The sequence below is a fragment of the Psychrobacter sp. TB55-MNA-CIBAN-0194 genome, from assembly GCF_040309505.1.
In the GTDB taxonomy this organism is placed as follows: Bacteria; Pseudomonadota; Gammaproteobacteria; order Pseudomonadales; family Moraxellaceae; genus Psychrobacter; species Psychrobacter fozii.
In genome coordinates this window covers 71,672-94,518 of sequence record NZ_JBEOOW010000002.1, presented here as the reverse complement: position 1 = coordinate 94,518, position 22,847 = coordinate 71,672, and the positions used below count along the sequence as shown (strand labels likewise).

General features: G+C 41.4%; 19 protein-coding genes. 3 read left to right on the top strand and 16 right to left on the bottom strand.

Going from position 1 to position 22,847, the window contains the following annotated elements:
• Positions 1-150: 150 nt before the first annotated feature.
• Positions 151-1,452, bottom strand: a complete 1,302-nt coding sequence (locus AAEY75_RS03030) for an ATP phosphoribosyltransferase regulatory subunit (protein WP_352258324.1) — start codon at positions 1,450-1,452, stop codon at positions 151-153.
• A gap of 480 nt (positions 1,453-1,932) precedes the next feature.
• On the opposite strand from AAEY75_RS03030, the gene AAEY75_RS03025 reads away from it, so the two are divergent.
• The 3 genes from AAEY75_RS03025 to AAEY75_RS03015 all read left to right on the top strand — a co-directional run bounded on the left by AAEY75_RS03025 (position 1,933) and on the right by AAEY75_RS03015 (position 4,440).
• Complete coding sequence (locus tag AAEY75_RS03025) at positions 1,933-2,322, top strand: DUF2237 family protein (protein ID WP_197218343.1); 390 nt, start codon at positions 1,933-1,935, stop codon at positions 2,320-2,322.
• Between the two features lie 185 nt (positions 2,323-2,507).
• Positions 2,508-3,722 (top strand): magnesium/cobalt transporter CorA, encoded by a 1,215-nt coding sequence (gene corA / locus AAEY75_RS03020; RefSeq protein WP_197100678.1) that lies wholly within the window; start codon positions 2,508-2,510, stop codon positions 3,720-3,722.
• 274 nt (positions 3,723-3,996) lie between these two features.
• Positions 3,997-4,440 (top strand): hypothetical protein, encoded by a 444-nt coding sequence (locus AAEY75_RS03015; RefSeq protein ID WP_197218342.1) that lies wholly within the window; start codon positions 3,997-3,999, stop codon positions 4,438-4,440.
• 180 nt (positions 4,441-4,620) lie between these two features.
• Here AAEY75_RS03015 and AAEY75_RS03010 read toward each other — a convergent pair whose 3' ends face one another.
• The 15 genes from AAEY75_RS03010 to AAEY75_RS02940 all read right to left on the bottom strand — a co-directional run bounded on the left by AAEY75_RS03010 (position 4,621) and on the right by AAEY75_RS02940 (position 22,838).
• The gene (locus AAEY75_RS03010; protein WP_194196915.1) at positions 4,621-5,139 is read right to left on the bottom strand and encodes a phosphate-starvation-inducible protein PsiE; all 519 of its coding nucleotides are present in this window, start codon (positions 5,137-5,139) and stop codon (positions 4,621-4,623) included.
• A gap of 108 nt (positions 5,140-5,247) precedes the next feature.
• Positions 5,248-6,126 carry a bifunctional methylenetetrahydrofolate dehydrogenase/methenyltetrahydrofolate cyclohydrolase FolD gene (gene folD / locus AAEY75_RS03005; RefSeq protein WP_197218341.1) on the bottom strand — a complete coding sequence of 293 codons (879 nt, stop codon included), beginning with the start codon at positions 6,124-6,126 and terminating at the stop codon, positions 5,248-5,250.
• Between the two features lie 297 nt (positions 6,127-6,423).
• The gene (locus AAEY75_RS03000) at positions 6,424-7,623 is read right to left on the bottom strand and encodes a DegT/DnrJ/EryC1/StrS family aminotransferase (RefSeq protein ID WP_197218340.1); all 1,200 of its coding nucleotides are present in this window, start codon (positions 7,621-7,623) and stop codon (positions 6,424-6,426) included.
• 102 nt (positions 7,624-7,725) lie between these two features.
• Positions 7,726-8,349, bottom strand: a complete 624-nt coding sequence (locus AAEY75_RS02995; protein WP_197218339.1) for a sugar transferase — start codon at positions 8,347-8,349, stop codon at positions 7,726-7,728.
• Entirely contained in the window at positions 8,346-9,527 is a 1,182-nt protein-coding gene (locus AAEY75_RS02990) for a glycosyltransferase (protein ID WP_197218338.1), read from the bottom strand. The genes AAEY75_RS02995 and AAEY75_RS02990 overlap by 4 nt, the downstream gene beginning before the upstream one ends.
• A gap of 31 nt (positions 9,528-9,558) precedes the next feature.
• Complete coding sequence (locus tag AAEY75_RS02985; protein ID WP_197218337.1) at positions 9,559-10,422, bottom strand: glycosyltransferase family 2 protein; 864 nt, start codon at positions 10,420-10,422, stop codon at positions 9,559-9,561.
• Positions 10,422-11,462 (bottom strand): EpsG family protein, encoded by a 1,041-nt coding sequence (locus AAEY75_RS02980; RefSeq protein WP_352258320.1) that lies wholly within the window; start codon positions 11,460-11,462, stop codon positions 10,422-10,424. Before AAEY75_RS02980 ends, AAEY75_RS02985 begins: the two co-directional genes overlap by 1 nt.
• A 146-nt stretch (positions 11,463-11,608) precedes the next feature.
• The gene (locus AAEY75_RS02975) at positions 11,609-12,721 is read right to left on the bottom strand and encodes a glycosyltransferase (RefSeq protein WP_227681510.1); all 1,113 of its coding nucleotides are present in this window, start codon (positions 12,719-12,721) and stop codon (positions 11,609-11,611) included.
• A 53-nt stretch (positions 12,722-12,774) separates the two neighbouring features.
• A complete protein-coding gene (locus tag AAEY75_RS02970) occupies positions 12,775-13,767 on the bottom strand; it encodes a glycosyltransferase family 2 protein (RefSeq protein WP_197218335.1) in 993 nt (330 codons plus the stop codon).
• Positions 13,764-14,846: a polysaccharide pyruvyl transferase family protein gene (locus AAEY75_RS02965; protein ID WP_352258317.1), complete on the bottom strand. Its 1,083-nt coding sequence runs from the start codon at positions 14,844-14,846 to the stop codon at positions 13,764-13,766. Before AAEY75_RS02965 ends, AAEY75_RS02970 begins: the two co-directional genes overlap by 4 nt.
• A gap of 13 nt (positions 14,847-14,859) precedes the next feature.
• Positions 14,860-16,050: a hypothetical protein gene (locus tag AAEY75_RS02960; RefSeq protein WP_197218333.1), complete on the bottom strand. Its 1,191-nt coding sequence runs from the start codon at positions 16,048-16,050 to the stop codon at positions 14,860-14,862.
• On the bottom strand, positions 16,043-17,059 hold the full coding sequence (locus AAEY75_RS02955; RefSeq protein WP_352258315.1) for a glycosyltransferase family 2 protein: 1,017 nt from the start codon (positions 17,057-17,059) through the stop codon (positions 16,043-16,045). The genes AAEY75_RS02960 and AAEY75_RS02955 overlap by 8 nt, the downstream gene beginning before the upstream one ends.
• Before the next feature lie 69 nt (positions 17,060-17,128).
• Positions 17,129-18,445 (bottom strand): lipopolysaccharide biosynthesis protein, encoded by a 1,317-nt coding sequence (locus AAEY75_RS02950; protein WP_197218331.1) that lies wholly within the window; start codon positions 18,443-18,445, stop codon positions 17,129-17,131.
• 73 nt (positions 18,446-18,518) lie between these two features.
• Complete coding sequence (locus tag AAEY75_RS02945; RefSeq protein ID WP_352258313.1) at positions 18,519-20,522, bottom strand: polysaccharide biosynthesis protein; 2,004 nt, start codon at positions 20,520-20,522, stop codon at positions 18,519-18,521.
• 54 nt (positions 20,523-20,576) lie between these two features.
• Positions 20,577-22,838 carry a polysaccharide biosynthesis tyrosine autokinase gene (locus AAEY75_RS02940; protein WP_352258311.1) on the bottom strand — a complete coding sequence of 754 codons (2,262 nt, stop codon included), beginning with the start codon at positions 22,836-22,838 and terminating at the stop codon, positions 20,577-20,579.
• Positions 22,839-22,847 lie beyond the last annotated feature (9 nt).

The window sequence follows — 22,847 nt, the reverse complement described above, 5'->3', positions numbered from 1 at the left end:
TAAAAGAGTGACAGCGTTAACCTCGCTTGAAGTATGACATATACCTCTGCACTCGGTTTCCTTGACTCTCTTTTAAACTGAATCAACTATAACTTTCGTTATCTTAATTTTAAAAACGTTAAAAAATGGTCATACTATTAAAATTAATGCTTAAATATTCTGTAACTGCCAATGATTATCGACAAAGCTCAGGCGATGCGTCATGCCAACTGGGCAATCTGCTATATCTAATGGCATGGTGACGCGATAACCTTGCTGGCGTAAACTCTCAACTTGCTGCAACAGCGTCTGCATTTGCTCTTGGCTTGCACGGCTCAATGCTTCATAGTCGACCAATACGATAATTGGCGCCTCAAGCTGAGTGTGCGCTAGCAAACGACTGACATCCATACTAAAGCCAGTGGCTTCACGTGGCTGATTGATTGCTAATTGATTGCCGCTTTGCATACCGTCGAAACGACCGCCACGTACCAGTGGCTGAGTCTCACTATTGATATAACCGTTGAATACGATACCAGTGTGATAATGATAGCCTGATAATTCCGTCACATCGATACTCACAGGGCACTGCCACTGCTCTTGCAGATGTGTTTTTAGACGTTGTAATTCATTGATAGCAGTTGCGACTTGCGTGTCTTGCTGCGCAGTCTCTGACAATCTCGCCAATAGATTGGTAATATCGTGGCCAAAGCGTGCCAATGCATAGAAATCATCACCCAATGGCAATGACTGACAGACACGCTTGAGCTCTGGCAAGTTTTTATTGGCATATAGATGCATCAGTTGCTCAGTGTCATGGTCAGACAATTGAGCCAACTCTGCTAAGCGCTTGAATATGGCGACGTGCCCCAAGTCTATATGTAGCGCAGCACTCATATTCAGTGTATTCACCATCGTGAACAACACATCTATCAGCTCAATATCTGCGGCAAGCGAGGCACAACCAAATATCTCAGCACCGAGCTGCAAAGGCGTACGTGAGCCAAACAGCCCTGATGGCAAAGTATGAATCACATCGCCTGCATAACAATAACGTGCAATACCCGTACCACCATGATGCGCATCAATACGCAAAATCTGTGGTGTGATATCCGCACGCAAGCCCATCAATCGGCCTGTCAACTGATCGATGATTTTAAAGGTTTGACGCTTTAAATCTTCTGAGGCACCACTTAGCAACGACTCAGTAAACTCAATCATTGGTGGGTTTACGAGTTGATAGCCATGAGAGATAAGCTGTTTGGTCAATTGATGCCTAAGCACTTCTTGCTTATGCGCATCTTCAAACAGCACATCGACCACACCATCAGGCAGTAGCCAGCTGTTGGCAACATCGCTAGAAAAATGACTTAGATACGGCGTAGATGCAGCAGCATCGTTGGCATGCTGAGTCGCTGCTTGATTGGTAGTATTTGACGGGGCAGGTTTTGCAAAATCAGGACTGACAGACACAATAAATCCTTGTTTGGCGTATCGCTTACCAAAAACGCGGTACTGATGCGGTACTTAAAGGTTATATTTACAATTGCATTGACGTCACGCATTTTTATTTTTAACGCACAACATCATTGACCCAATTATTTATAAACAAACTAGGTAACCGCAAAAGGGTGAGTAATAAGTATTATTTAGAATGATAAGACGAGTATCTTTATGCGCTAATAAACGGCGATAAATAATCAAGGCGCTTTACGGTTTTAGTTTAGCATAGCAGTTAAGGTTCGCCTAGTGACAATTGGCCACAATCACCATCTAATTACGCCTTATCAACACTAAAGCCATGAAGATTATCTATACCTTACATAAGTAATAGTTCGATTGAGAAACGTCACAATCATTCTATACAATAAAGAGCATCTTGCGCAGAGTTTCAACAACGACCTCAGTATAGACTCATGGTACACTAACGCATACTTTTATCTCGGAAGCCTTATGTCATCTGATTATCACCCAAACCCAGCCATCAACCAAGCCAACGTTTTAGGTACAGCACTTGCCAGCTGCTGCTTCGACCCTATCACTGGCTACTATCGCAATGGCTTTTGTCATACTGGCAATCACGACGTCGGCCAGCATACTGTTTGCGTCAAGATGACCAGCGAGTTTTTAAACTTTTCTGCCAGTCGCGGCAATGACCTTATTACGCCACTACCTGAATATAATTTTGCAGGCCTGAAACCTGGTGACTACTGGTGTATCTGTGCCCTACGCTGGGTTGAAGCACTAGACTTCGATATTGCACCGCAAATCAAACTCGAAGCCTGTCATGAGAGTTTATTGAGCTTAGTCGATATTGATACGTTAAAGCGCTATGCCCTTTAGAGCGTGGCATAAGTGCTAACATGAGTTGTGACATGAGTTGCGGTATCGATATATTTTTTTATACCACTCACAAAAATTAGAGTCGCAAGGAAAACGAGTGCAAGTACTACGCATTGTAGACTAAACAAGTTTGACACAGCTAATCGTATTTTTTGGGGTTGGTACTACTTATTAAAGGAGGGTGTATGGAAAACAATAATGATCCGTTGATTCAAAAAACAGCACGTATTGCACCCGACTCCAATATCAGCCGTCTTTATGCCGATATGAATGACTCACACTTATATTTAGACAATAACGGCAGTTATATCTACGGCGATACTGACGCAACGAATGAGGACACTATCGAGACCATGACGGTCTACGATCCTGACTCTGAGCGCTATGAAGATATTGACTTGTCGAGTGAGGACGAGGTTGTCAATTGCTATGCTTACTCGCGTAAGACGGGCGAAAAACTTAATAAAGTTGCCCTGAATGATGTGAGTCGCGCTTTGAGTAACAACGGTCAGTTTGTTTGGCTGGGTTTATACGATCCTAGCCTAGAGACCATGGTCAAAGTCAAAGAAGCATTTGGTCTGCATGAACTGGCGATTGAAGATGCTTTCGCTGATCATCAGCGTGCTAAAGTCGAGAATTATGACAACGACATGGTTTTCGTCGTATTGCGTACGGCCAAGCTGGAAGACAAAGTTATTCGTTATGGTACGACAGCGATATTTATGGGTAAAAACTACCTAATCACTATTCGCAATGGCCCATCAAACTCCTACGCACCTGTCCGCGAGCATTGTAATCGTCGACCTGAAAAGCTGCGTATGGGACCAATATTTGTGCTGCATGCCATTCTCGATTTTATCGTTGATAACTATATGCCAGTCACCGATCGCTTGGGCCGATATCTACGTGAGCAAGAGCGCTACGTTTTCACCTCTGAATTTGACAAGAGCACGCTAAAAAACCTTTATGAGCTGAAATCGCAACTGGTACATATGCGTGCCATTATTTTGCCGGTACAAGACATCTGTAGCTTTTTTATCAATCATAAAAAAAGCGAGCTGGTCTCTGGCTTCTCTCAAGCGGCAAAGCCCTATTTTCGCGACGTAAATGACCATCTATTACATTCACTAGATGCTATCAACGGGCTTAATGAGATGCTTAGCGTGGTCATGAACACCTATATGGCCATGGTCAATATGGGACAGAATGAGGTGGTGCGTAAGCTTGCGGCTTGGGCAGGTATCTTAGCTGTGCCCACGGCCATCGCTGGTATCTATGGGATGAATTTTGACTTTATGCCTGAGCTACACTGGCAGTATTCTTACCTTGTGATCATGCTCATTATTGGTTCGTTGTGTGGCTATCTGTATTATAACTTCAAGAGACTCAAATGGTTATAGCACACGTTTACCAATAAAGTTATTAATGGTTTTTTCAATAGTTAAATGAAAGGCAGTATCGCCAATGATGCTGCTTTTTTATTTAATTATTGATAATATTTCCTATTTGCAATATTATTATTAAGCTTGTCTCATGATTGATATAATCTCAATTTCAAAAATATGATGAGCCACGTCAAACTCGCAAAGCTTATCAAATGTAGTGATTGCGCCTCTACTCTTCGCTATGCTGATATTTTGACATGATACTACTGTGAACTTATTAAGGTTTTTTATGCGCTTATCTCACCTTATTCGAACCATAACTTTCGTTGCTACTGCTTTGGTAGTTGCAGCTTGTGGCGATGATGGTTCTGACATGGCCGTCGCTATCATTGATGGAACTCCGCCTTTATTAACCACCGATAGTAACTTTACGGATGGCTATAGCACGACTGCAGACTTGTTTGTCTCAGGCCAAGTACAAGACAGTAATGGTGTTAAATCGCTAACTTATAAGCTCAACGAAGAGTCAGCACACACCTTAGAAGTGGATACTGAAGGTCATTTTAAGGATCGTATTTTATTGGCTTTAGGTAGTAATACTATCCTCCTAGAAGCCACAGACAATGCCGGTAATATCATGCGCTCAACCAAAACCATTTATGTAGAAAGCACCTATTTAGAAAGTACTGTCGCCGCAGATGGCCTACATAGTACTGCTTTATATGATGGTTAGTTGTATAATATTGCTTAGGAAGATGATAGCGGTTAGGTGCATGATTAGAAGTTTGATAACCATGCCTAAGTTGACACCCTCGAAAGATATTTAAATCCTTAAAGGTAAAATATAAAGTTTGAGCGGGCAATAAAAAAGGGCTATCCGTTGGTAGCCCTTTTTTGTGCCGGTCATTATATATTACTCACGGCGATGCTTGGTATGGCTATCGGGCGCTTGCGCATTATCAGGCAACAGTGCTTTAACCGTTAAGTTTGCATGCTGTTTATCAAGATTATCCTCTGGGCGGCCAAAGGTTTTTGCTGTCCATGTCAGTATTACGATAGAAGCACTCAACAGCATAATAGCCACAGAAATCGTCGCCAGTAGCCACAAATGAAAATAATCTGAGACGGCCTGTACATCGACCACCAAATGCCGTGACAACGCCGTTATCGCAATGAATATCAAAAACTGTACTGGCAGACGGTGGGTTTTAAAATAAATACCTATCATGGCTAGTAGCTCAAGATAAATAAATAACATCAAGATATCTTTTAAGTCTGCTGAGCCTTTTTGGACGATCTCAATAAACTCCTTGCCTGCCGTCCACACGACCACCACACTGATTAGAAATAAGATAACGTAATGACAGATATCGACAAACTCTCTACCGATACTCTGTAGTCGCTCATGAATACCTACGTTTTTTTTAGCCATGTTTAGGTCCTATCAACTGAAATGTGGTTGATTTAGCCTGAGTTATTATTGCCTCAGGCCCCTTATATATCGGCAATCAGTATTCCTATCACACTCTTTTTAATCGAACTACAAACCTGCTGACTTTTCAGCGGCATCAACGGTCTGACGAATCAAGGTATTGATAGTCATTGGACCAACACCACCAGGTACTGGCGTATAAGCACTGGCGATATTCTCTACACCTGCTAGCTCGATATCACCCACGCCGCCATTATCAGTAGGATGGAACCCTGCATCGATGACGACCGCGCCCGCTTTTATCCACTCTGCTTTAATTAGTTCTGGCACACCTACAGCTCCAACCACGATATCAGCACGCTTAATATGCGACGCTAAATCCTGAGTTCTAGAATGGCAAATGGTCACTGTACAGTTAGCGTTCAATAGCATCATCGCCATTGGTTTACCTAAGATGGCACTGCGACCGACGACCACTGCTTCTTTGCCTGAGAGCTCAATATTGTGATGCTCTAACAAATGCATGATGCCCTGCGGCGTACATGAACCGTATGCTGATTGCTGCATAGCCATACGACCAAAGCCAAGGCAGGTAACACCATCGACGTCTTTTGCCAAATCGATCTGCTCAAAACACGCACGCTCATCGATATGCGCAGGGACAGGATGCTGTAGCAAAATACCATGTACGTCTGGGTTATTATTCAGCTCGTCTATCTTTGCCATAAGCTGCTCAGTGGTGGTGACACTTGGCATCTCAACCCGTATAGAGTCCATGCCGACACGCTTACAAGCATTACCTTTCATGCGTACATAAGTCGCAGACGCTGGGTCATCACCAACTAATATGGTCGCTAAACTTGGTGTACGTCCCGTCTTATCCTTAATAGCATCCACGCGCGTGCGCAGTTGTTGTTCTATTTGTTTGGCAAGTGCTTTGCCGTCCAAAATGGTGGCAGACTCTTGGGTAGTAGACGCAATAGACATAAGAACTCCAATAGAGGGTACGATAAAAAAATAAAGACAGCGCCGCAATTGCTTGCATGCCTGTCTTATCCTTAATCAAGGTGTGGTTGATAGTGATATTGTACCTGCCTGCGTCCAAAAATCCTAGCATGGCATAAGGTTAGATACTCATAAATTTCTATAAAGACTCTATTAAGCGATGTCACATTATTGTCAATAAACCTCTAATGACTTTCAATCCATACTTTAATGAACCATAAAGCTGATATCAGATTGGCATTTCTTCGGTACGGAACATCAATGCGTATTAGCAATGCTTCATTTAGCTATTGAACCAAACACGCTGTCGATAGCTTGAACGGTTTGCTCTATCTCTGCGGTGGTCAGTGTAGGATGAACCAAAAACATCAAGCTGGTCTCTCCCAACTGTTTTGCGACTGGCAATCTAGTCTCTGGGCGTAACCCTGTATCATCAAACGCTTTTTCCAAATACACCTCTGAAGCAGATCCAGAAAAACAAGGTACGCCTTGCTCATTTATCATTTGAATAATACGATCTCTGGACCAATCATTAGGTAGATTATCCGGTTGCACATATACATACAGTTTATAGTACGCATGTTTAGAATCTGAAAACTGAGCAGACGTTTCTAGTCTTGGCACCGACAGATAGCCCTGTGCCTCCCAACCAGTACACGCATCGAGTATCGCTTGGGCATTGGCAGTACGCTTGGCCGTCCAATCACTCATCCTCTCCAACTGAATCCGCCCTATGACGCCTTGCATCTCAGTCATGCGCCAATTGGTGCCAAAGCTTTCATGCAACCAATTATAACCGGGTTCATGCTCAGTTTCATAGACCGCTGCATAACTCTTACCATGGTCTTTATACGCCCACATTTTGCGCCACAGATGCTCATCATTGGTAGTGACCATACCGCCTTCACCACCTGTCGTCATGATCTTATCTTGACAGAAGCTCCACGCACCAATATGGCCGATGCTGCCAACACTACGGCCTTTATACTGTGCGCCATGAGCTTGTGCACAATCCTCAATGACATATAGTTTATGTGTATCTACGAGTGCCATGATGTCGTCCATATCACATGGCCAGCCAGCCAAGTGTACACAGACAACGCCTTTGGTTTTATCAGTCAACACAGCAGCGATGGTGTCGGCTGTGATATTACCTGTCGCATCATCAACCTCTGCAAAAATAGGCGTCGCACCGACATTGACTATCGATGAAATACTGGCAATAAAGGTACGCGGTGTAACGATCACTTCATCATTTGCGCCTATCCCAAGCGCTTGCAAAGCCACATCTAAGGCCAAAGTACCATTACCCATCGCAATCGCGTACTTGCTACCTGACCAATCAGCGAACTCCTGCTCAAACTGACGACATTCTTGCCCTGTCCAATAATTAACCTTGTTGGATAGCAATACTTGACTCACGGCATCGGCCTCTTGTTGCGTAAAACTTGGCCAAGGTGAAAAAGGGGTATTTAGCATATGTTCCTCTATGGTACTTATGTCTAATGGTTTATTACTTCTTACATAATACTTTTAATACTCAAAGACTTGATTGAATAGCTAGAGCGCGCTCTCAATCTATCAAAGCATCTTTTTACTAGGACATGCCCTAGTCTCATTACCCGTAAACTTGCTCATGGTTGCCTCACCTTCTGCGCTAATACCATCCTTTACGATGACTTTTTTTACTGTTTTGAGTAAGATTTTTATATCTAGCCATAGCGATTGATTGTCCACATACCAATTATCAAGCTCAAAACGCTCTTGCCAACCAATAGCATTACGACCGTTAATTTGTGCATACCCCGTAATACCTGGTCGTACCTTATGACGGCGAGATTGCTCTTCATTATATAATGGCAGATATTCCATCAATAACGGGCGCGGGCCAACCAAGCTCATGTCACCCTTAACCACATTCCATAACTCAGGAAGCTCATCCAGACTAGTATTACGCAGTGCTTTCCCAAACGATGTCAATCGCTCACCATCCTCCAAAAGATTGCCGTCTGTATCTACACTGTCTTTCATTGAGCGAAATTTTGTCATCTCGAACGGCTGACCATGCAGTCCTGGGCGAGTCTGACGGAACAAGACGGGTGAACCCAAATTCTTGCTAACTTTGTAGGCAGTTGCAACATAGACAGGAGACAGTACTACTAGAGCAGTTGTTGCACCTACAATATCGAATAGTCGTTTTATCATTGTTCAGCCCGCCTTTTTCCATCTACGCTGTTATTTATAACATCATCAACACTGGGCAAATAAAAACTTAAAAAGCTTTGCCATAACTTTTTTTGTTCAAAATGTACGATAGCCCAACTTCTTGCCTCAGGGTATTTATTTTTAAAACCCTTATCAGTAGTGGCGGCACTAATCGCGGTTGCCACCGCTGCCGCATCCTTAAATTTAAATTTTTGACCGCTAACACCTTCTTTCACACTGTCCTTTACACCGACAACATCATAGGCAAACGTAGGAACACCGCAACTTGCCGCTTCAATCGCAACACTGCCAAATCCTTCTCGATAGCTCAAAAATAAATGCAAATCAGCACACTGGAAAACCTCGTGTACATTTGGGTTGGCTGATATGTATACAGCTCTATTGTCTTTAACCATTTTTTCTACGACGGCTTGCCCCACATCATCTTCAAAACCTCCAATAAAGATAAAGTGGACGTTTTCTTTTTTGAGTGTTTCAGATATATAACCAATGTCTGTTAGACCTTTATCTTCACACACTCTTCCTACTACACAAACTAAAAAACAATCCAAAGGCACTTTATATTTTTCTTTTAATGCATCTTTTTTCTGCTGATCTATAGGACTAAGCAAATCAATATCTATGCCATTAAATGAGCCATTATCGATGACAGTTGATTTATTCTTTTTTAAAATCTTTTCTTTTAGACATACATCCAATAGCGACTCAGACACAAATAGAACTTCATGAGACAAGGCAAAGCTTAATGTATCAAAACCCTGAAATACTCGCTTTTTAAAACCTGAAAAATTCTCATAAGCTCTACCCACACTGAAAGCAATCCGTCTCTTTTGCAAAGTAAATGCACTTGCAATACTTCCTAATAATAGCGCTTTGGGAGTTAGATAAACCACCACATCAAAGCGGTTCAATAGAAAATAACGAGTTAACAGCGCCAGTGACTTAGTGTCTTCAAATAAAGACGGTTTGCGTTGAAAATTTAAATTGACCACTTTACCTATATTACGCGCACGTAAAATATCTAGCTGCGCCTCATTACCACCACAGATTAGCGTAATGTCAAAATCTGAATTGTCCCTCATATACTCAAGCTGATTGCGGTATAGAGCATTAAATGAAACGGCATCTGTCACAAGAAAGCATATTTTAAAACTCATTTAAGCACCTCATTGTTTCTCATTAGTGAACTCACTCAGCACAGATGCTATCAACGACAGCTTGATGACGTGTTTTAAGTGCATTAGACATCATTAATTTATTTCTTTTATTGGCTATGCGCTGCAATAAACCCATAGAGTCCAGCAATCTAACTGTTGTCATTTTTACGGTGAGTTTCAAAGACCCTAACCCACTACGTCCTTTATATTCACGGTAGGTCTTGAAGCTATCTTTGTATGATCGAATGATTTTTACTAATGATAAATTACCCTCTTCTCGATAGTAATATAATAAGTCTGGCAATACCGCCAATCTTAAATCTCGACTGGCTATGGCTCTACACCATAGGTCATAATCTTCAGACCTTGGATAATTCTCATCATATCTGTTGCGTTCATACCAACTCTTTCTTGCCAACACAGAGGCATGCACAATAGGATATGCTGGCGCAATTGCATCAAACTCTGTATAAATACGATCTACATGGCGACAGCCATATACCTTATTATTATTATCAATAGACACCACACCCGTGGACACCAGATCACAATCTGTATTATTTTCTAAAAATGCCATTTGAATCGTCAGTCTGTCTGGATGAATGAGGTCGTCAGCATCCATACGTGCAATATAGTCATATTGAGACTCATCAATGAGCTGATTTAGGCGAGTTGGCAGTTTTTTGTTTTTCCCATCAGAAATGACTTTTATTCTATTATCGGCTTTCTCAAAACGTCGAGCGATGGTTAATGAACCATCCTTAGAGCCATCATCAATTAATATCAACTCCCATAGCTCATACGTTTGAGCCAATACCGACTTTATAGCATCTTCCAAGTATGCTTCAGCGTTATAAATAGGAATGCCAATGGATATGTACTGCTGATTTTTCATTAGAAAACCTCAAATATCGGATTGAGAATATATGGACTCAAGTTACTAAATCTCGATGTCGTCAACATAAAGTAAGTGAGAAACAACAGCACACTAGCGATATAAAGATAAACGTTATTTATTTTTTTCAACATCACAGGAAGTATTAGAACTAACGTCCACGTAAAATAAGCCAGTAACCTTTGCGGACCTGAAGGACTCGTACCCAACATCGCTAGCGGTATGATAAAAACCACACCTGATGCATAAAACATTATTAATTTTTGGAAATTTTCATCTTTAATTTTATATACGTAACTCACAAGCATAATTAAAAGCATGAGGACAGTATAAAATCCTAGCGTTAAAAACCCACCTGCTTCTTCAGAAGCTTTTGCATAATTTTCATACCTATCATTGGTAGAAGAAATATAAGAGACTAGTACGCCACTCACCAATAATGACCCTAGAAATGTGGCCAAAATTTTATATACAGGTTTTACCTTTAAGTTGACGATAAAATAAAATGGGATGATAAATAATGCGGTAACGTGAAATAATGAAGCAACCGCACATACCAACAGATATGGAATAAGTCTTTTTTCTAATAAATATGGGACGGCCAATGTAAATATTGCCATCGCCAACCCTTGACGTAATCCATTGAAAAAAAACGTATAAACACCCAATGTGATAAATAAAAATACTGAAAACCAATAGTTAACGCTGTATTTTTTAATAATCTTAAGATAGCAGTACACAATGATTAAGCTGGTAATCGTTAAAAGCCAAAAGTAGCTACTTGTCACGCTCAACAATGCATACTCTAAAACTTGATAACCAAACTCAATGTCTTCGTTAAATCTAAAATACTCGACATTCAATTGACTGTTAAAATTTCTTGTATAGTTCCCTGTATCTGTACCGACACGATAACTCCGAGCGCCTGCAAATAAAGTCAGAATAATTAACGGCAACCAAAAAGACGTACGGTTGAGAGATTTTTTCTCCAGTACGATCCAAAAGATAACAAGGCTAAGAACCAGCAGGTATGGAAGCATTTAACCCTCGATAAGGTGGATATGGTCAATTCTATATAAGTCAGATACAGTATCAGGCTCGCTCAGCCTATTATGTGTAGTACTTTTACTCTCTTTCCTTGTACTCAAATCACGTCGGATCAAACTTAAATGAACAGTAAAAGCTGTCATTTCATATTTAAATACATTTGCGTTAATTTTTCCGCGTTTATCGCAGCACTAAATCCATATAGAGTTAGTGCTTCTGTTATTTCTTTTTCATTAGGCCGTATGTTTTTAGGTTTCAATAAACAATCGACCCACTCCTTAGCCGAATGAATAGGTAAAAACTGCACCAATCCGAGCCCTAAATCCACTTCAGGTGATACTTGATCAGAGACCAACGCTATTAACCCAACGGTTTGACTCTCTACCAATACAACCGGAAACCCTTCATGCAAAGAAGGCATGATCATATAATCTGCGCTGGCCATCAGTTCTGTAATATCCGTACGCAGACCCAAAAAATTGACATTGCTGCACAGTGATTTGTCTTTCACTTGCTGCTTTAGCATCGCAGCCAATGGACCTTGTCCAACGATATATAAGGTAAAATCAATCTGACGTTTTTTCAGTTGCTCAGCGATTTCTAAAGAAAATTGATGGTTTTTAACCTCATTGAGACGACCGACTTGAATAATTTTTAACCCTTTATCTCCAAATCCTTTAGCACCAAACTCCTGATCGATATAATGTCGTGATTGGTTAGCGACTGTCATCATCTTTTGTATATCAACGGCATTGGGAAGTAGCCACACATCTTTTGTAGTACCGAATAGGTAATTTGCAGCATGGTCACCGCAGCTAATTCTCTTAGTGGCTAATGTACGATTGGTAATTAATGCCCATTGCTCATATATTTTTTTAACGATATTGGTTTTACCGTTACTGGTACTATGAGAGTGTGAAATGCGATGCGGCACGCCAGCACTTTTAGCAGCCAACAGATGAAAAGCATTGTTCAACAGCATATGAGCATGAACGATTTGATAGTCAGGGTGTTGTTTAAGGAATCGTTTAAGCTGCCACATACGCGTCAATGAATGACTGGCTAAAATGGGTATAATTCTACCCCCCAACGCTTTTATCTCAGCATCATAGTCACCGACCTCATCGGTAAAGGTAATAAAATCAAACTGAATCTGATTATGATCCATATGGCGATATAGATTCATGAGCATGGTCTCTGCCCCAGCACGATCCATTTTCCCCACTATGTGCAGTACTCTCTGAATAGCCATCTCTTTACCTATTAAGAAACATAAAGCCAAACGTATTTTCAACCTGTCTTCTCTTAACCTTTCATTCTTGCTCTTTTATCTAGCGCTTGACGAAGCACCTGCAACATAGACAAAGCGACTTGGCTTGGCATACGTACTATGTTGCTGATCACTATATTCCTTAACGTCGAATCGCTCTCATAACCCTTTAATCGTAGCGTCTTATCTGCTTTCTTGGCTTGTACCAATGCCGTTGTTAAATAATCATTATCTATACGGGTAAGAATACTCCAATGACTTTGTCTGATTTTATTGGCGAGTATTTTTTTAACTTCGTCCGCTTGATAGCTCTCTACTAGACTCATGACTTCTGAGTGAATAACGAAAAGGTCTAATAGCTTTTTATCCGTTGAACCTGTGATCGACGTACCTCGCTGTCTATACAGATAAAAATCAATAGGCAGTTGATATCTCACCTTAGCAGATAAACCGAGATGCCAATGAAACGGCCAATCCTCGTAATATAGACCCACTGGAAAATGTAACGAGGCAGAACGCACGACACTAGACCGAATAAATTTTAGCCATGCAAAATGCGGTAGGCTAAAATAAGAGTCGTCTATGTTGGCAGCAGCGAATACTAAGCTGGCAGCTGGATACGGTAGTTCAGTCTCTACCACTCCCTCTTTGAACGGTACAAAACCATACGTCACTACTTCTGCATTCGTGGTGAGGGCGCAATCTACACAAGCTGCCACCAAGCGAATATCTACAATATCATCGGAATCCACGAACATCATATACTCGCCTATCGCAGATTTAATGCCGGTATTACGAGCAGCAGAAAGGCCACTGTTTTCATTATGTTGAATGACTTTTATGCGCTTATCTGTGAGATGTGGGGTTAGTGCCTGTTTTGAATTATCAGTAGAGCAATCTTCAACGACGATAATTTCAATATTTTTATAAGTCTGCTGCTTGATAGATGCTAAGCAAGCGTCAATATATGACGCGACGTTATATACTGGCACGATAATGCTCACTAATGGCTCGGCTGCAATGGTCATATTCTGGCCACCGATTTTTTTAAATCATTGTACTCATTGATGTGAACGGGTGACTCAATCATCGTACCGTGAGGTAGAGACAGAAGCCTATCGATGAACTTTGGAATCTCAGAAATCTCATCTAGTTCTAAAAATACGAGTCTTGGATGATTACGTAACCAGTCCAACTGCGTCTGTCTTATCTTATGATTGGAGTTCGGTAATACCAAGCAAGGCGTACCCGATAGCAAACATAAAATCATGCCATGCAAACGGTCAGTTACAACCAACTTTGCAGCACGAAACTGGCTAAGCTTGTCAGTTAGCAACTTTGAGCAATGTGCCTCGTCCAATTGAGAACCGCCAGCATGGGTGTCTGTCTTTTCAATCTGATAACCAGTATCTGCTAAGGCTTTGTCTATCATTGCATATTGCTCACCTGATAGCGCAGCTTCTTTGTCATCTCGTAAGCAGCGCAAAATACCTGAAGGTGCTAACTTATCTGTCGTTCCAAGTACTGCTGCGTTTGCACTCATGACGATATCTGGCACAAGACCAATATGAACATTGCTATACTCAGCAAAAAGCTTGCTAAGCTTGGCCGCTGTCATCGACTCTCTGGCAAAGATATGTATATCTGGATGTTTGGCGTAGACGTTTACGATACGATGCAATACACGCTTAGACTTAGCAGAATCACTCCAATCCAATGTCTGAGGAAAACAAACAATGCGATTGGTAGGAAATGACTTGATGACTAATTGGCGCAGCTCCTCAATATCAGGATACGTGCCACCCATATTACCGCCGCCGATGATAGTGACGATATCCGTCTCTTTTATTTGCTGTTTAATTGAATTGAGCACAAATCTGGTTTGACTGATAGCCACACTAACAACATCATAATCGGTCAGCACACGTCGCAAATACTGCTTTTGCGCGTGAAAAATAGCAATATCACCAATATTGCCATAGTCAGCGGCAAGAAAAATAAAGCACCGTTTACCAGTTGGTAACGGTAAACCTCTCGCCCCCATATAAGCGGCTAAGTGTTTTTTTAATCTGAGCGGAATGAGCTTTTTTATAGCAGCAATATTCATTTTTAATGCTCCCTTATTTGTTTCTCATTAACATGTTTTTCACCCACATACGACGCCTTGAGCCAACAGGAAACAACCCATTCAATTTAGGAGATGGTTTACGTTTGAGTACTTTTTCAATGTATGGAAGCCATTCAAGACCTCTGCCCGTTTTAATTATCTCATGACGAATTAGATTCCAATCTATACGTACGATTTCATTTTTTAAAACCATCGATTTAAGAAGTGATGAATCAATGGGCTCGCTAAAACATTTTGGATTATCTATACCTGCGACCAAAAAATTGAGACGCGTTCTAACACATTTTTCACAGCGGCCGCAGTTGCTATCATTCTGGTCGCCTGCCCAACAAAAACGCAGGCTTTCAATACCCAAGGGCCATGCTGAAAGCGCTTGAAGCTTCTCCGATCGACTAAAGCCAGCGCCATCATGAATCACTCTAAAGTCGCCAGAACTCAGCAGCGGATCAGTAATTGGATGTGAGCCCCAAGGACTAATTAATACATCATAAGAATCACCACTACCGATGAGTCCAATACCAGCATATTTTTTTAAGCCGCATAATACTGAGGCAATAGCAGCAGCATGATAGTCTTCCCAGTTGATAGACCAAAGCGTGCGAATATTTGTCTCAACTGGCAATAGCTCGATATTGATATCTGCAAGTGTTTTTGCCGCTATTTTTGCTGCACTGGCAAAGCCTTCTGTATCCTCTAAAGGTATATCAAATCCATGCACAAAAACCCCAGCTTTAATAGCTCGTGTGGCGTATCCTGCTCTGCCTGTCGCATGACGATAAGCGGTAAACTGAGCATCCACACCACCAGAAAATGCAGCAATCGCACCATCTACTTGTACGTCGCTCTCTCTAATACGATCAACTTGTATATCAATCAGAAAATAACGCTCTGGTAACCATTTATTCCAGACATACTGTAGTTCTGTCAGGTTGGCTAATAGCTCGTGGGACACGCTACCATGGACACGAATAGCCGCACGCAGCTGCATCGCAGGCAACAATGTGGCTAGTAAATAAGAATCGCAATCATCGTCTTCTGGCATTGGTAAATTAATAGGATACGCAAACCACAATTCTTGTTCGGTAGAATTTTCGCTCGCAGCCGTTTGTTTCAGCAAACAAGAACGAGTCTGTCCGCTTTCATCACTCTTTAATGCCTGAGGAAACAAATCAATATTAAACATGTCTTTTTACCTTTGCTTTAGTCCAAGACAGTTGAAGAAAAACCAACGTCATAACATACCAATGTCGTGAAAAACATGAAATCAAGATACGAATGCCTCGTGCTGGGTGTCGTTGATGGTAATGTGGTAAACATTTCTGATAAACGAAAGACTGGCGTATTTTTATCAGCTCTGTGCGACGTTTCCGCACCCTAATATGCGCCAAATTATTGAGTAAATATGGCAGCATATGCTCGATATAACTACGGGCAAAATCTGATAGCAACACTTGCTTCTCAGTAGCACTGATAGACCAGTCATGTATCCTAATTCTGGCTTTATAGTCTGCTTCAATAGACTCCAACAGCCCTGGCTTATATTGCAAACTCGTCATCGAAGTAGCATTTTCATAGTAGTTATATGGACAGTCGGGTACGACAGATAAATGGTTCGCTTTATCCAAGCACTCAATATTAAAAATACCATCTTCACCAAGCTTTACGTCACAATTAAACCGTAAATCCGCTATCAGGCTTTTGCTATAAACCTTGGTAGTTACATACCAATATATATTTCTATTCTCTGTCACTCTCAGCTGTAGCATTTCAATATCTTGCCGTGAATATTCTGCTGAAATATTATGGCGCTCGATTACATCACCATTTAGCATGATGCGCTTATGACCAAACGCCAACATCTCGATATCCCGATCAACCGCTTGTGCAATGACAAAGTCAAAATACCAATCGTCGATAGTGTCGTCCGCATCTATAAAAACGACGTAGTTGCCGGTTGCGATATCAAGCCCTGTATTACGAGCATCTGCCACACCCCCATTTTTTTGATATTTCACCGTAATCCATACCCTATCACTTTCCCATCTATGCAATAACCTAGCAGTCTCATCATCAGAACCATCGTCAATAACTATCAACTCAATCTCATGGCTTTTTTTCGCAACGTCAATACTACTAATACAACGATCAATAGTGGCAGCGGCATTAAATGCGGCGATAATAACTGAAATCATAGTGAGCCTCTTGAGTTGAGACTTCTAATGCATATCCTTTGTGCCATCCAACGCAGTCAAGATATTTACCTACTGCTGCACTTCATGGATATGAACAAGACGCCGAAAAGCGACATAAACGATAGATAAACTAAGCAATACCCCAACAAATGAGAACAGGGCAATAGCGACCATATCTGACTCAAAAACGTAAAAACCTATATACAGCGCTGCAGCACGAAATATCACTGCAAACACTTCTCTAATCAAAAGAAAACGCTGCAAACGTAATGCTGGCAATGCCGCAGTGCTCGCACCCGATACCAAGCTGGTCAAAAGCCAAATAGAAAGCCACTGCGAATAACTACCTGCTAACGCCCACTCTGCGCCAAACACTAAAGAAAAAAGATAATCGCCAAAAACGAACACTGTACCGAATGGAACAATACCAACCACCAATAGAATTACCGTCACTTTTAATAAAAATTGATAAGCTTCTGGTGACTTTGCTGTGATCGCACGCGTAATCTTAGGATAGAAAACCTCTCCAACAGCTTGGCCTAACAACATTGCTGGTGCGCCAAGCACAAGAACAGCCAACGAATACTGCCCAGCAGAAGAAGCACTAAATAGTGATGCTAACAAGATAGTGGGCAACCCTACTGAAGCAGCATTAAGCATGCTCTGTGGCATGCGATATATGGCAAAGTCACGCTGCGATATAGCAGCGTTACGAATACCAACCGTGCCAAACCAGTTTCGGACATTTAATACACCAATCCTAGGCACGCGAAGCATCTGCATCATAAAATTCGTGAGCTGCCCTGCTATCGTTAATAAAATAAGCAACATACCAGAGGGGGCCCACATACCTCCTATCAACTTACTGGTATCTGTCACAAGCTTGCTCTCTACATAAGCACGAGCTTTGGCTTTAAACAAACCTACTCTGATAGCAGACTGATCAGCAACAGATAGAAACGCGCCTGCCAATAGCGTCAAAGGTATGAGATACAACATGTATGGTGTACTTTCCATACCCGTCCATCGTGCCAAATAAACATTACCAAAATAGACAACGATGAATGATATAGCAGCGACAAACAAACTGAGTAACACAGACAACCTGATAATGGCTGCAGCATCCTCGTCACTATCAGGCATCACAATGGCATTGGCATAACCCATGGTCGCAATCGGAGTAATAATACTGATGATTGCGGCAAAGGTAGCAGCAATACCAAAATCTTCAGGGCTATATAATCTGGTGAGAAACGGCATAAAGACCATAGCGATTGCCTGACCAGCCGCAATACCGCCGCCAACCATGGCCACATCTCGTACAAAGTGACTGGTTTTCAATCGACTGATTACGCTCTGTATCGATAAAAACACTTCAGAGGCCATTACTCATCATCCAATTTTATGTTTCATATAACTTATAAAAAACTAACAATCTTGTGGTTACCTGTCTACTGTATTAACCAATCTCATCTACCAGCGATGATGTCAGTTTTTCGACCTCAACCCTGACATCATCCCCTTCTCGATAACCTTCCACAAACGCTCTAAATTGTGTTTTTAGCCATGCCACATCCTGTTGTTTGGCTTTTTCTATGAACTCAAACAAAACATTTTCGATATCTTCCAAAGGAAAGCTATGCTCCATTGCTTGCATGATTAACGGATGAAACGTGGTTTCGATATTATCTTCGCCTATGATTAACTCCTCATAGAGCTTTTCACCCGGCCTCAATCCAGTAAACACAATTTCTATATCTCCGTTAGGATTGTTCGCATCTTTTAACTCGCAGCCAGTCAGACGAATCATACGCTTAGCAAGGTCTACAATTTTGACGGGTGCACCCATATCAAGTACAAACACTTCTCCACCAAATGCCATAGCCCCTGCCTGAATCACCAAACTGGCCGCTTCTGGAATGGTCATAAAGTAGCGTGTTATGTCTGGATGGGTGATGGTAATCGGACCACCCTGCTCAATCTGTTTGGTAAATAACGGTACGACAGAGCCTGAAGACCCTAATACATTGCCAAAACGCACCATGCTAAAACAAGTGTGACTACTATGCTGGCTCAAGCCTTGGCAAACCAACTCAGCCAAGCGTTTGGATGCGCCCATGATGTTAGTAGGTCGCACGGCTTTGTCCGTAGAAATCAATACAAAAGTATCCGCTTTGGCCTGTATCGCAGCACGAGCACAATGATAGGTGCCTTTGGTATTGTTAATCGTTCCCTCAAAGGGATTCGACTCAACAATCGGGACATGCTTGTAGGCAGCTGCATGATAAATCGTATTTATATGGTTAATTTTGAATATATTGATTAATTTTTTTTCATTACCCACGTTTCCAATAATACTAATAATCTCAATATCTTGATAATCGATATTTTCTATCTTTTTATTTCTGAGCTCTTGATCTATCGTGTATAGAGCATATTCAGACTGCTCATATAACACCAAGCATCTAGGCTTATTTTTAATAATTTGCCGACACAATTCACTACCAATAGAGCCACCAGCACCTGTCACGAGGACGTTTTTGCCAGTGATGTTTTTTTGTAGCAACTCAGCGACGGGTTCAACAGTATCGCGTTCAAGCACATCCAAAATATCGACAGGTCGTATATGACTGACCGTCACCCGCTCGTCTGCTAACTCTCGTAAGCTCGGTAGGTCTTTTATCTTCACAGAAATGCCTGATAAGCTATCCATAATCTGCTTTTTTCGGGCACGGCTCATAGAGGGCATCGCCAAAATCACCTGTGCCACAGCAAACTTCTCTATTAACAATGGCAAAGCATGATCAGCATATATTTTTTTACCATGTAAATAAGCACCTGTCAGCTGTTGATCATCATCGATATACGCCACCACGTTATATTTATGGGAATGTCTCAAGCTTTCTAGCAGTTCTCTACCCGCTTCTCCTGCACCATAGATAATCACATTATCACAGCAATCATTTGGACGGCGTTTTTTGTCTGTTTTCTGCAGCCGTTTCAAAAAGGTACGTATTATCAGGCGACTGTTCCATAGCCAGATAAAAAAAGAAAATAGAAATATGATGGGTACTGAGCGCGGTATCATTGATAGGGGATTTACATAGATAAGCACTTGGTAGACGATAATAAGCAACAAAAACAACTGTAATACACGACCCATTACCGCATCAAAAAAACCTCTAGAAGCACCTCTATAAAACCCGATAAGATACAGGCTCGCCACAGGGATAAATGCATATGAAACCAATATTATAAGACTGACATGATGCGCCACATACCCTTGTCGTAATGCCAATGCTAAAAATAAGCAAGAAATTGATACAGCATAATCTATGCTAAATAAAATAGAGCATTTGACAAACCGTGGTAATGATAATAAAAGCAGAGCCGCACGCTTCGACCATTGATGCAACTCACCAGTCGACCGATAAGCATTGTTAGACTCTGTTTTTATAAACATAAGATCCACTCACTTAAATTGTATTGATGATAATGAACAACCACAAAATACTAATTAGCGGTTATTTCCATAGGCATAATGGTAATGATAGCTGTATTTGTTCATACGGCTTTGCTGTACATCATTGAGAATAATGCCATCTACTTGCACATTGGCTTTACTCATCTGCTTGACCGCATACATCAGCTGACCTTCTACTGAGCGATTAAATTTAGTAACGATAAGCACCTTGTCCGCATGTTGCGCCAACACCATCGCATCTGAAGCTGCCAATATTGGTGGTGAGTCAATGACAATATAGTCATATTGCGTCTTCAGCACTTCCATTAGCTGGTTGAACTTTTGACCTATTAATAATGAAGTAGGATTGTTTGACGACTGTCCGCGCGATATAAAATCAATGTTTTCCATACCAGTAGGATGAATAAAAGTCTTAATCTCTGGACTAGATACCTCGCTGTCGGCTTGATTACTGATAATGGGAGACGCACTCTTTTTATTCTGCAACAAATAATCGGCGAGACCGTCTTGCGGGCTCAGCTTAAACATCTTATGCAGCGCACCTAAACGCATGTCACCATCAATGACCAAAACTTTTTTATCAAGCTGTGCAAACACCTCAGACAAATTAGCAGCGATAAAAGACTTGCCGACACCTGGGCTCTCTCCAGTAATCAATATGACTTGTGCGGACTCGCCAGCCACTGCGCCTGTGGGCATACCAAACATCAGGTTTGTTCTCAAGCTTTTGATGGCTTCATAACTCAAACTACTGTGGTCCACATGAGCAAGCATTCGATCGGTAGTCTTTTTATTTTTACTCAATCTGGACAGTAAAGGTGAGCGCGGAATAGTGGCAATCACCGGAATACCTGTCTTAGACTCTAAGCGCTCTGGATCTTTTACAACCGTCCTCATTAAGTTTCTGAGTAAAACCAATATCACTCCAAGCATCGTGCCGACCAGTATGGCTAGCATCATGATTTGTAGCTTATTAGGGGCAATGGCATTAAAGGTACTGGTGGGTGTATCGATGACACGAGCATAGCCGACCTGGCCCGCTTTCACGATTTTTAGTTGTTCATAATTCTTGAGTAACGTCAGATAGATTTCTCTATTGATGGCGGTATCTTCTGATAGTTTTAAAAATTCTCGTTGAATTTCAGGTAGACCCGACACCGTATTTTCGATTTGTCTCGTTCTATTACTCAGTACTTTGAGCTGCTCATTAATTTGAACGACCAAGGGATGTTCTTCAGTATAATACGTGGTCAAGTCTGCTTTTTTGAGCTTAAGATCGTTTAGCTGCCCGTCGATTCGGGATTTTTCATTTAATAGCAACTCAGCTTCTTGAGCCACATCGATAGTACCGTGTTTTTTACGAAAATCGTTAAATAGTGCTTCAGACGCCTCTAGTTTCCCTTTTAATAGCGGTATCTGCGTTTCCATAAAGGTGAGCGTTTTGGTGGTTTCTTCAGAACCACGCGACTGGTTTTGATCCACGTAAGATCGAACTATTTGATTGAGTATGGTCGTGATCTGCTCTTGATTTGTACCCGTCATCGATAGCCGAATAATGCCCGTGCTTTGACCTTTTTCTTCAACTGTTAAGGCGCTATTTATACCATCGGTCGTGGCTTTTAATGTCTGTTTACTAATGCTAATCGGGTAATTACCCGTCGGTAATCCAGTCACGGTGATGTTAATCTGACCTTTTGCCCCTTTAAACTGATGAGGCTTACCAAGCTGACCTTTAAAATTATCAATACTATTGCTTAAAACAAATCCAGTGGCAGATTTATTCAAAGTAAAAGATTGATTCAAATAAGCTTTCGATACATCAAACTGACTAATTTCTACTACGCCATTTTCGGTATTCAGTGACACTTCATCAGTTGTATTAACTTGAGTCTCTATATAGTTTCTTTTGATCGTATCAATATATCCAATATTAGAATCCGTGAGCCTAATACGTAGATGCAGTAGATCGACTACAGGCTCTAGTATCATGCGTGATCTTATAAGCTCTGCCTCTGTTTCTGCTTTGCTTGTTTCTGCACCGACCAACTCTGAGATACTCGCGCCAAGTGCCTCCACCCCTTGCACATTTTCTTCAATTTGTATCAGCGCATCTGATTTAAACGTTGGATTGACATGACGGGTATACAAAAAGCCTATCAATAAACCCAATACCACCATGAGCGCTATTATTTTCCAACCGCGCAGCAATACTAAAACCAGCGCCATTAAGTCGATGTCGTCAGTGTCTTTTTTGCCCGTAGGCATTGATAGGTTTTTTGAATCTGTTTTATTCATAACCATATA

Bases quoted from the DNA above. Each gene is read 5' to 3' on its own strand.
- AAEY75_RS02945 (WP_352258313.1), bottom strand. From the start codon at position 20,522: ATGTTTATAAAAACAGAGTCTAACAATGCTTATCGGTCGACTGGTGAG.
- AAEY75_RS02955 (WP_352258315.1), bottom strand. From the start codon at position 17,059: ATGATTTCAGTTATTATCGCCGCATTTAATGCCGCTGCCACTATTGAT.
- AAEY75_RS03025 (WP_197218343.1), top strand. From the start codon at position 1,933: ATGTCATCTGATTATCACCCAAACCCAGCCATCAACCAAGCCAACGTT.
- AAEY75_RS02990 (WP_197218338.1), bottom strand. From the start codon at position 9,527: ATGAGTTTTAAAATATGCTTTCTTGTGACAGATGCCGTTTCATTTAAT.
- AAEY75_RS03000 (WP_197218340.1), bottom strand. From the start codon at position 7,623: ATGCTAAATACCCCTTTTTCACCTTGGCCAAGTTTTACGCAACAAGAG.
- AAEY75_RS02950 (WP_197218331.1), bottom strand. From the start codon at position 18,445: ATGGCCTCTGAAGTGTTTTTATCGATACAGAGCGTAATCAGTCGATTG.
- AAEY75_RS02985 (WP_197218337.1), bottom strand. From the start codon at position 10,422: ATGAAAAATCAGCAGTACATATCCATTGGCATTCCTATTTATAACGCT.
- AAEY75_RS02940 (WP_352258311.1), bottom strand. From the start codon at position 22,838: ATGAATAAAACAGATTCAAAAAACCTATCAATGCCTACGGGCAAAAAA.
- folD (WP_197218341.1), bottom strand. From the start codon at position 6,126: ATGTCTATTGCGTCTACTACCCAAGAGTCTGCCACCATTTTGGACGGC.
- AAEY75_RS02980 (WP_352258320.1), bottom strand. From the start codon at position 11,462: ATGCTTCCATACCTGCTGGTTCTTAGCCTTGTTATCTTTTGGATCGTA.
- AAEY75_RS02995 (WP_197218339.1), bottom strand. From the start codon at position 8,349: ATGATAAAACGACTATTCGATATTGTAGGTGCAACAACTGCTCTAGTA.
- AAEY75_RS03010 (WP_194196915.1), bottom strand. From the start codon at position 5,139: ATGGCTAAAAAAAACGTAGGTATTCATGAGCGACTACAGAGTATCGGT.
- AAEY75_RS02960 (WP_197218333.1), bottom strand. From the start codon at position 16,050: ATGTTTAATATTGATTTGTTTCCTCAGGCATTAAAGAGTGATGAAAGC.
- AAEY75_RS02965 (WP_352258317.1), bottom strand. From the start codon at position 14,846: ATGAATATTGCTGCTATAAAAAAGCTCATTCCGCTCAGATTAAAAAAA.
- corA (WP_197100678.1), top strand. From the start codon at position 2,508: ATGGAAAACAATAATGATCCGTTGATTCAAAAAACAGCACGTATTGCA.
- AAEY75_RS03015 (WP_197218342.1), top strand. From the start codon at position 3,997: ATGCGCTTATCTCACCTTATTCGAACCATAACTTTCGTTGCTACTGCT.
- AAEY75_RS02970 (WP_197218335.1), bottom strand. From the start codon at position 13,767: ATGACCATTGCAGCCGAGCCATTAGTGAGCATTATCGTGCCAGTATAT.
- AAEY75_RS02975 (WP_227681510.1), bottom strand. From the start codon at position 12,721: ATGGCTATTCAGAGAGTACTGCACATAGTGGGGAAAATGGATCGTGCT.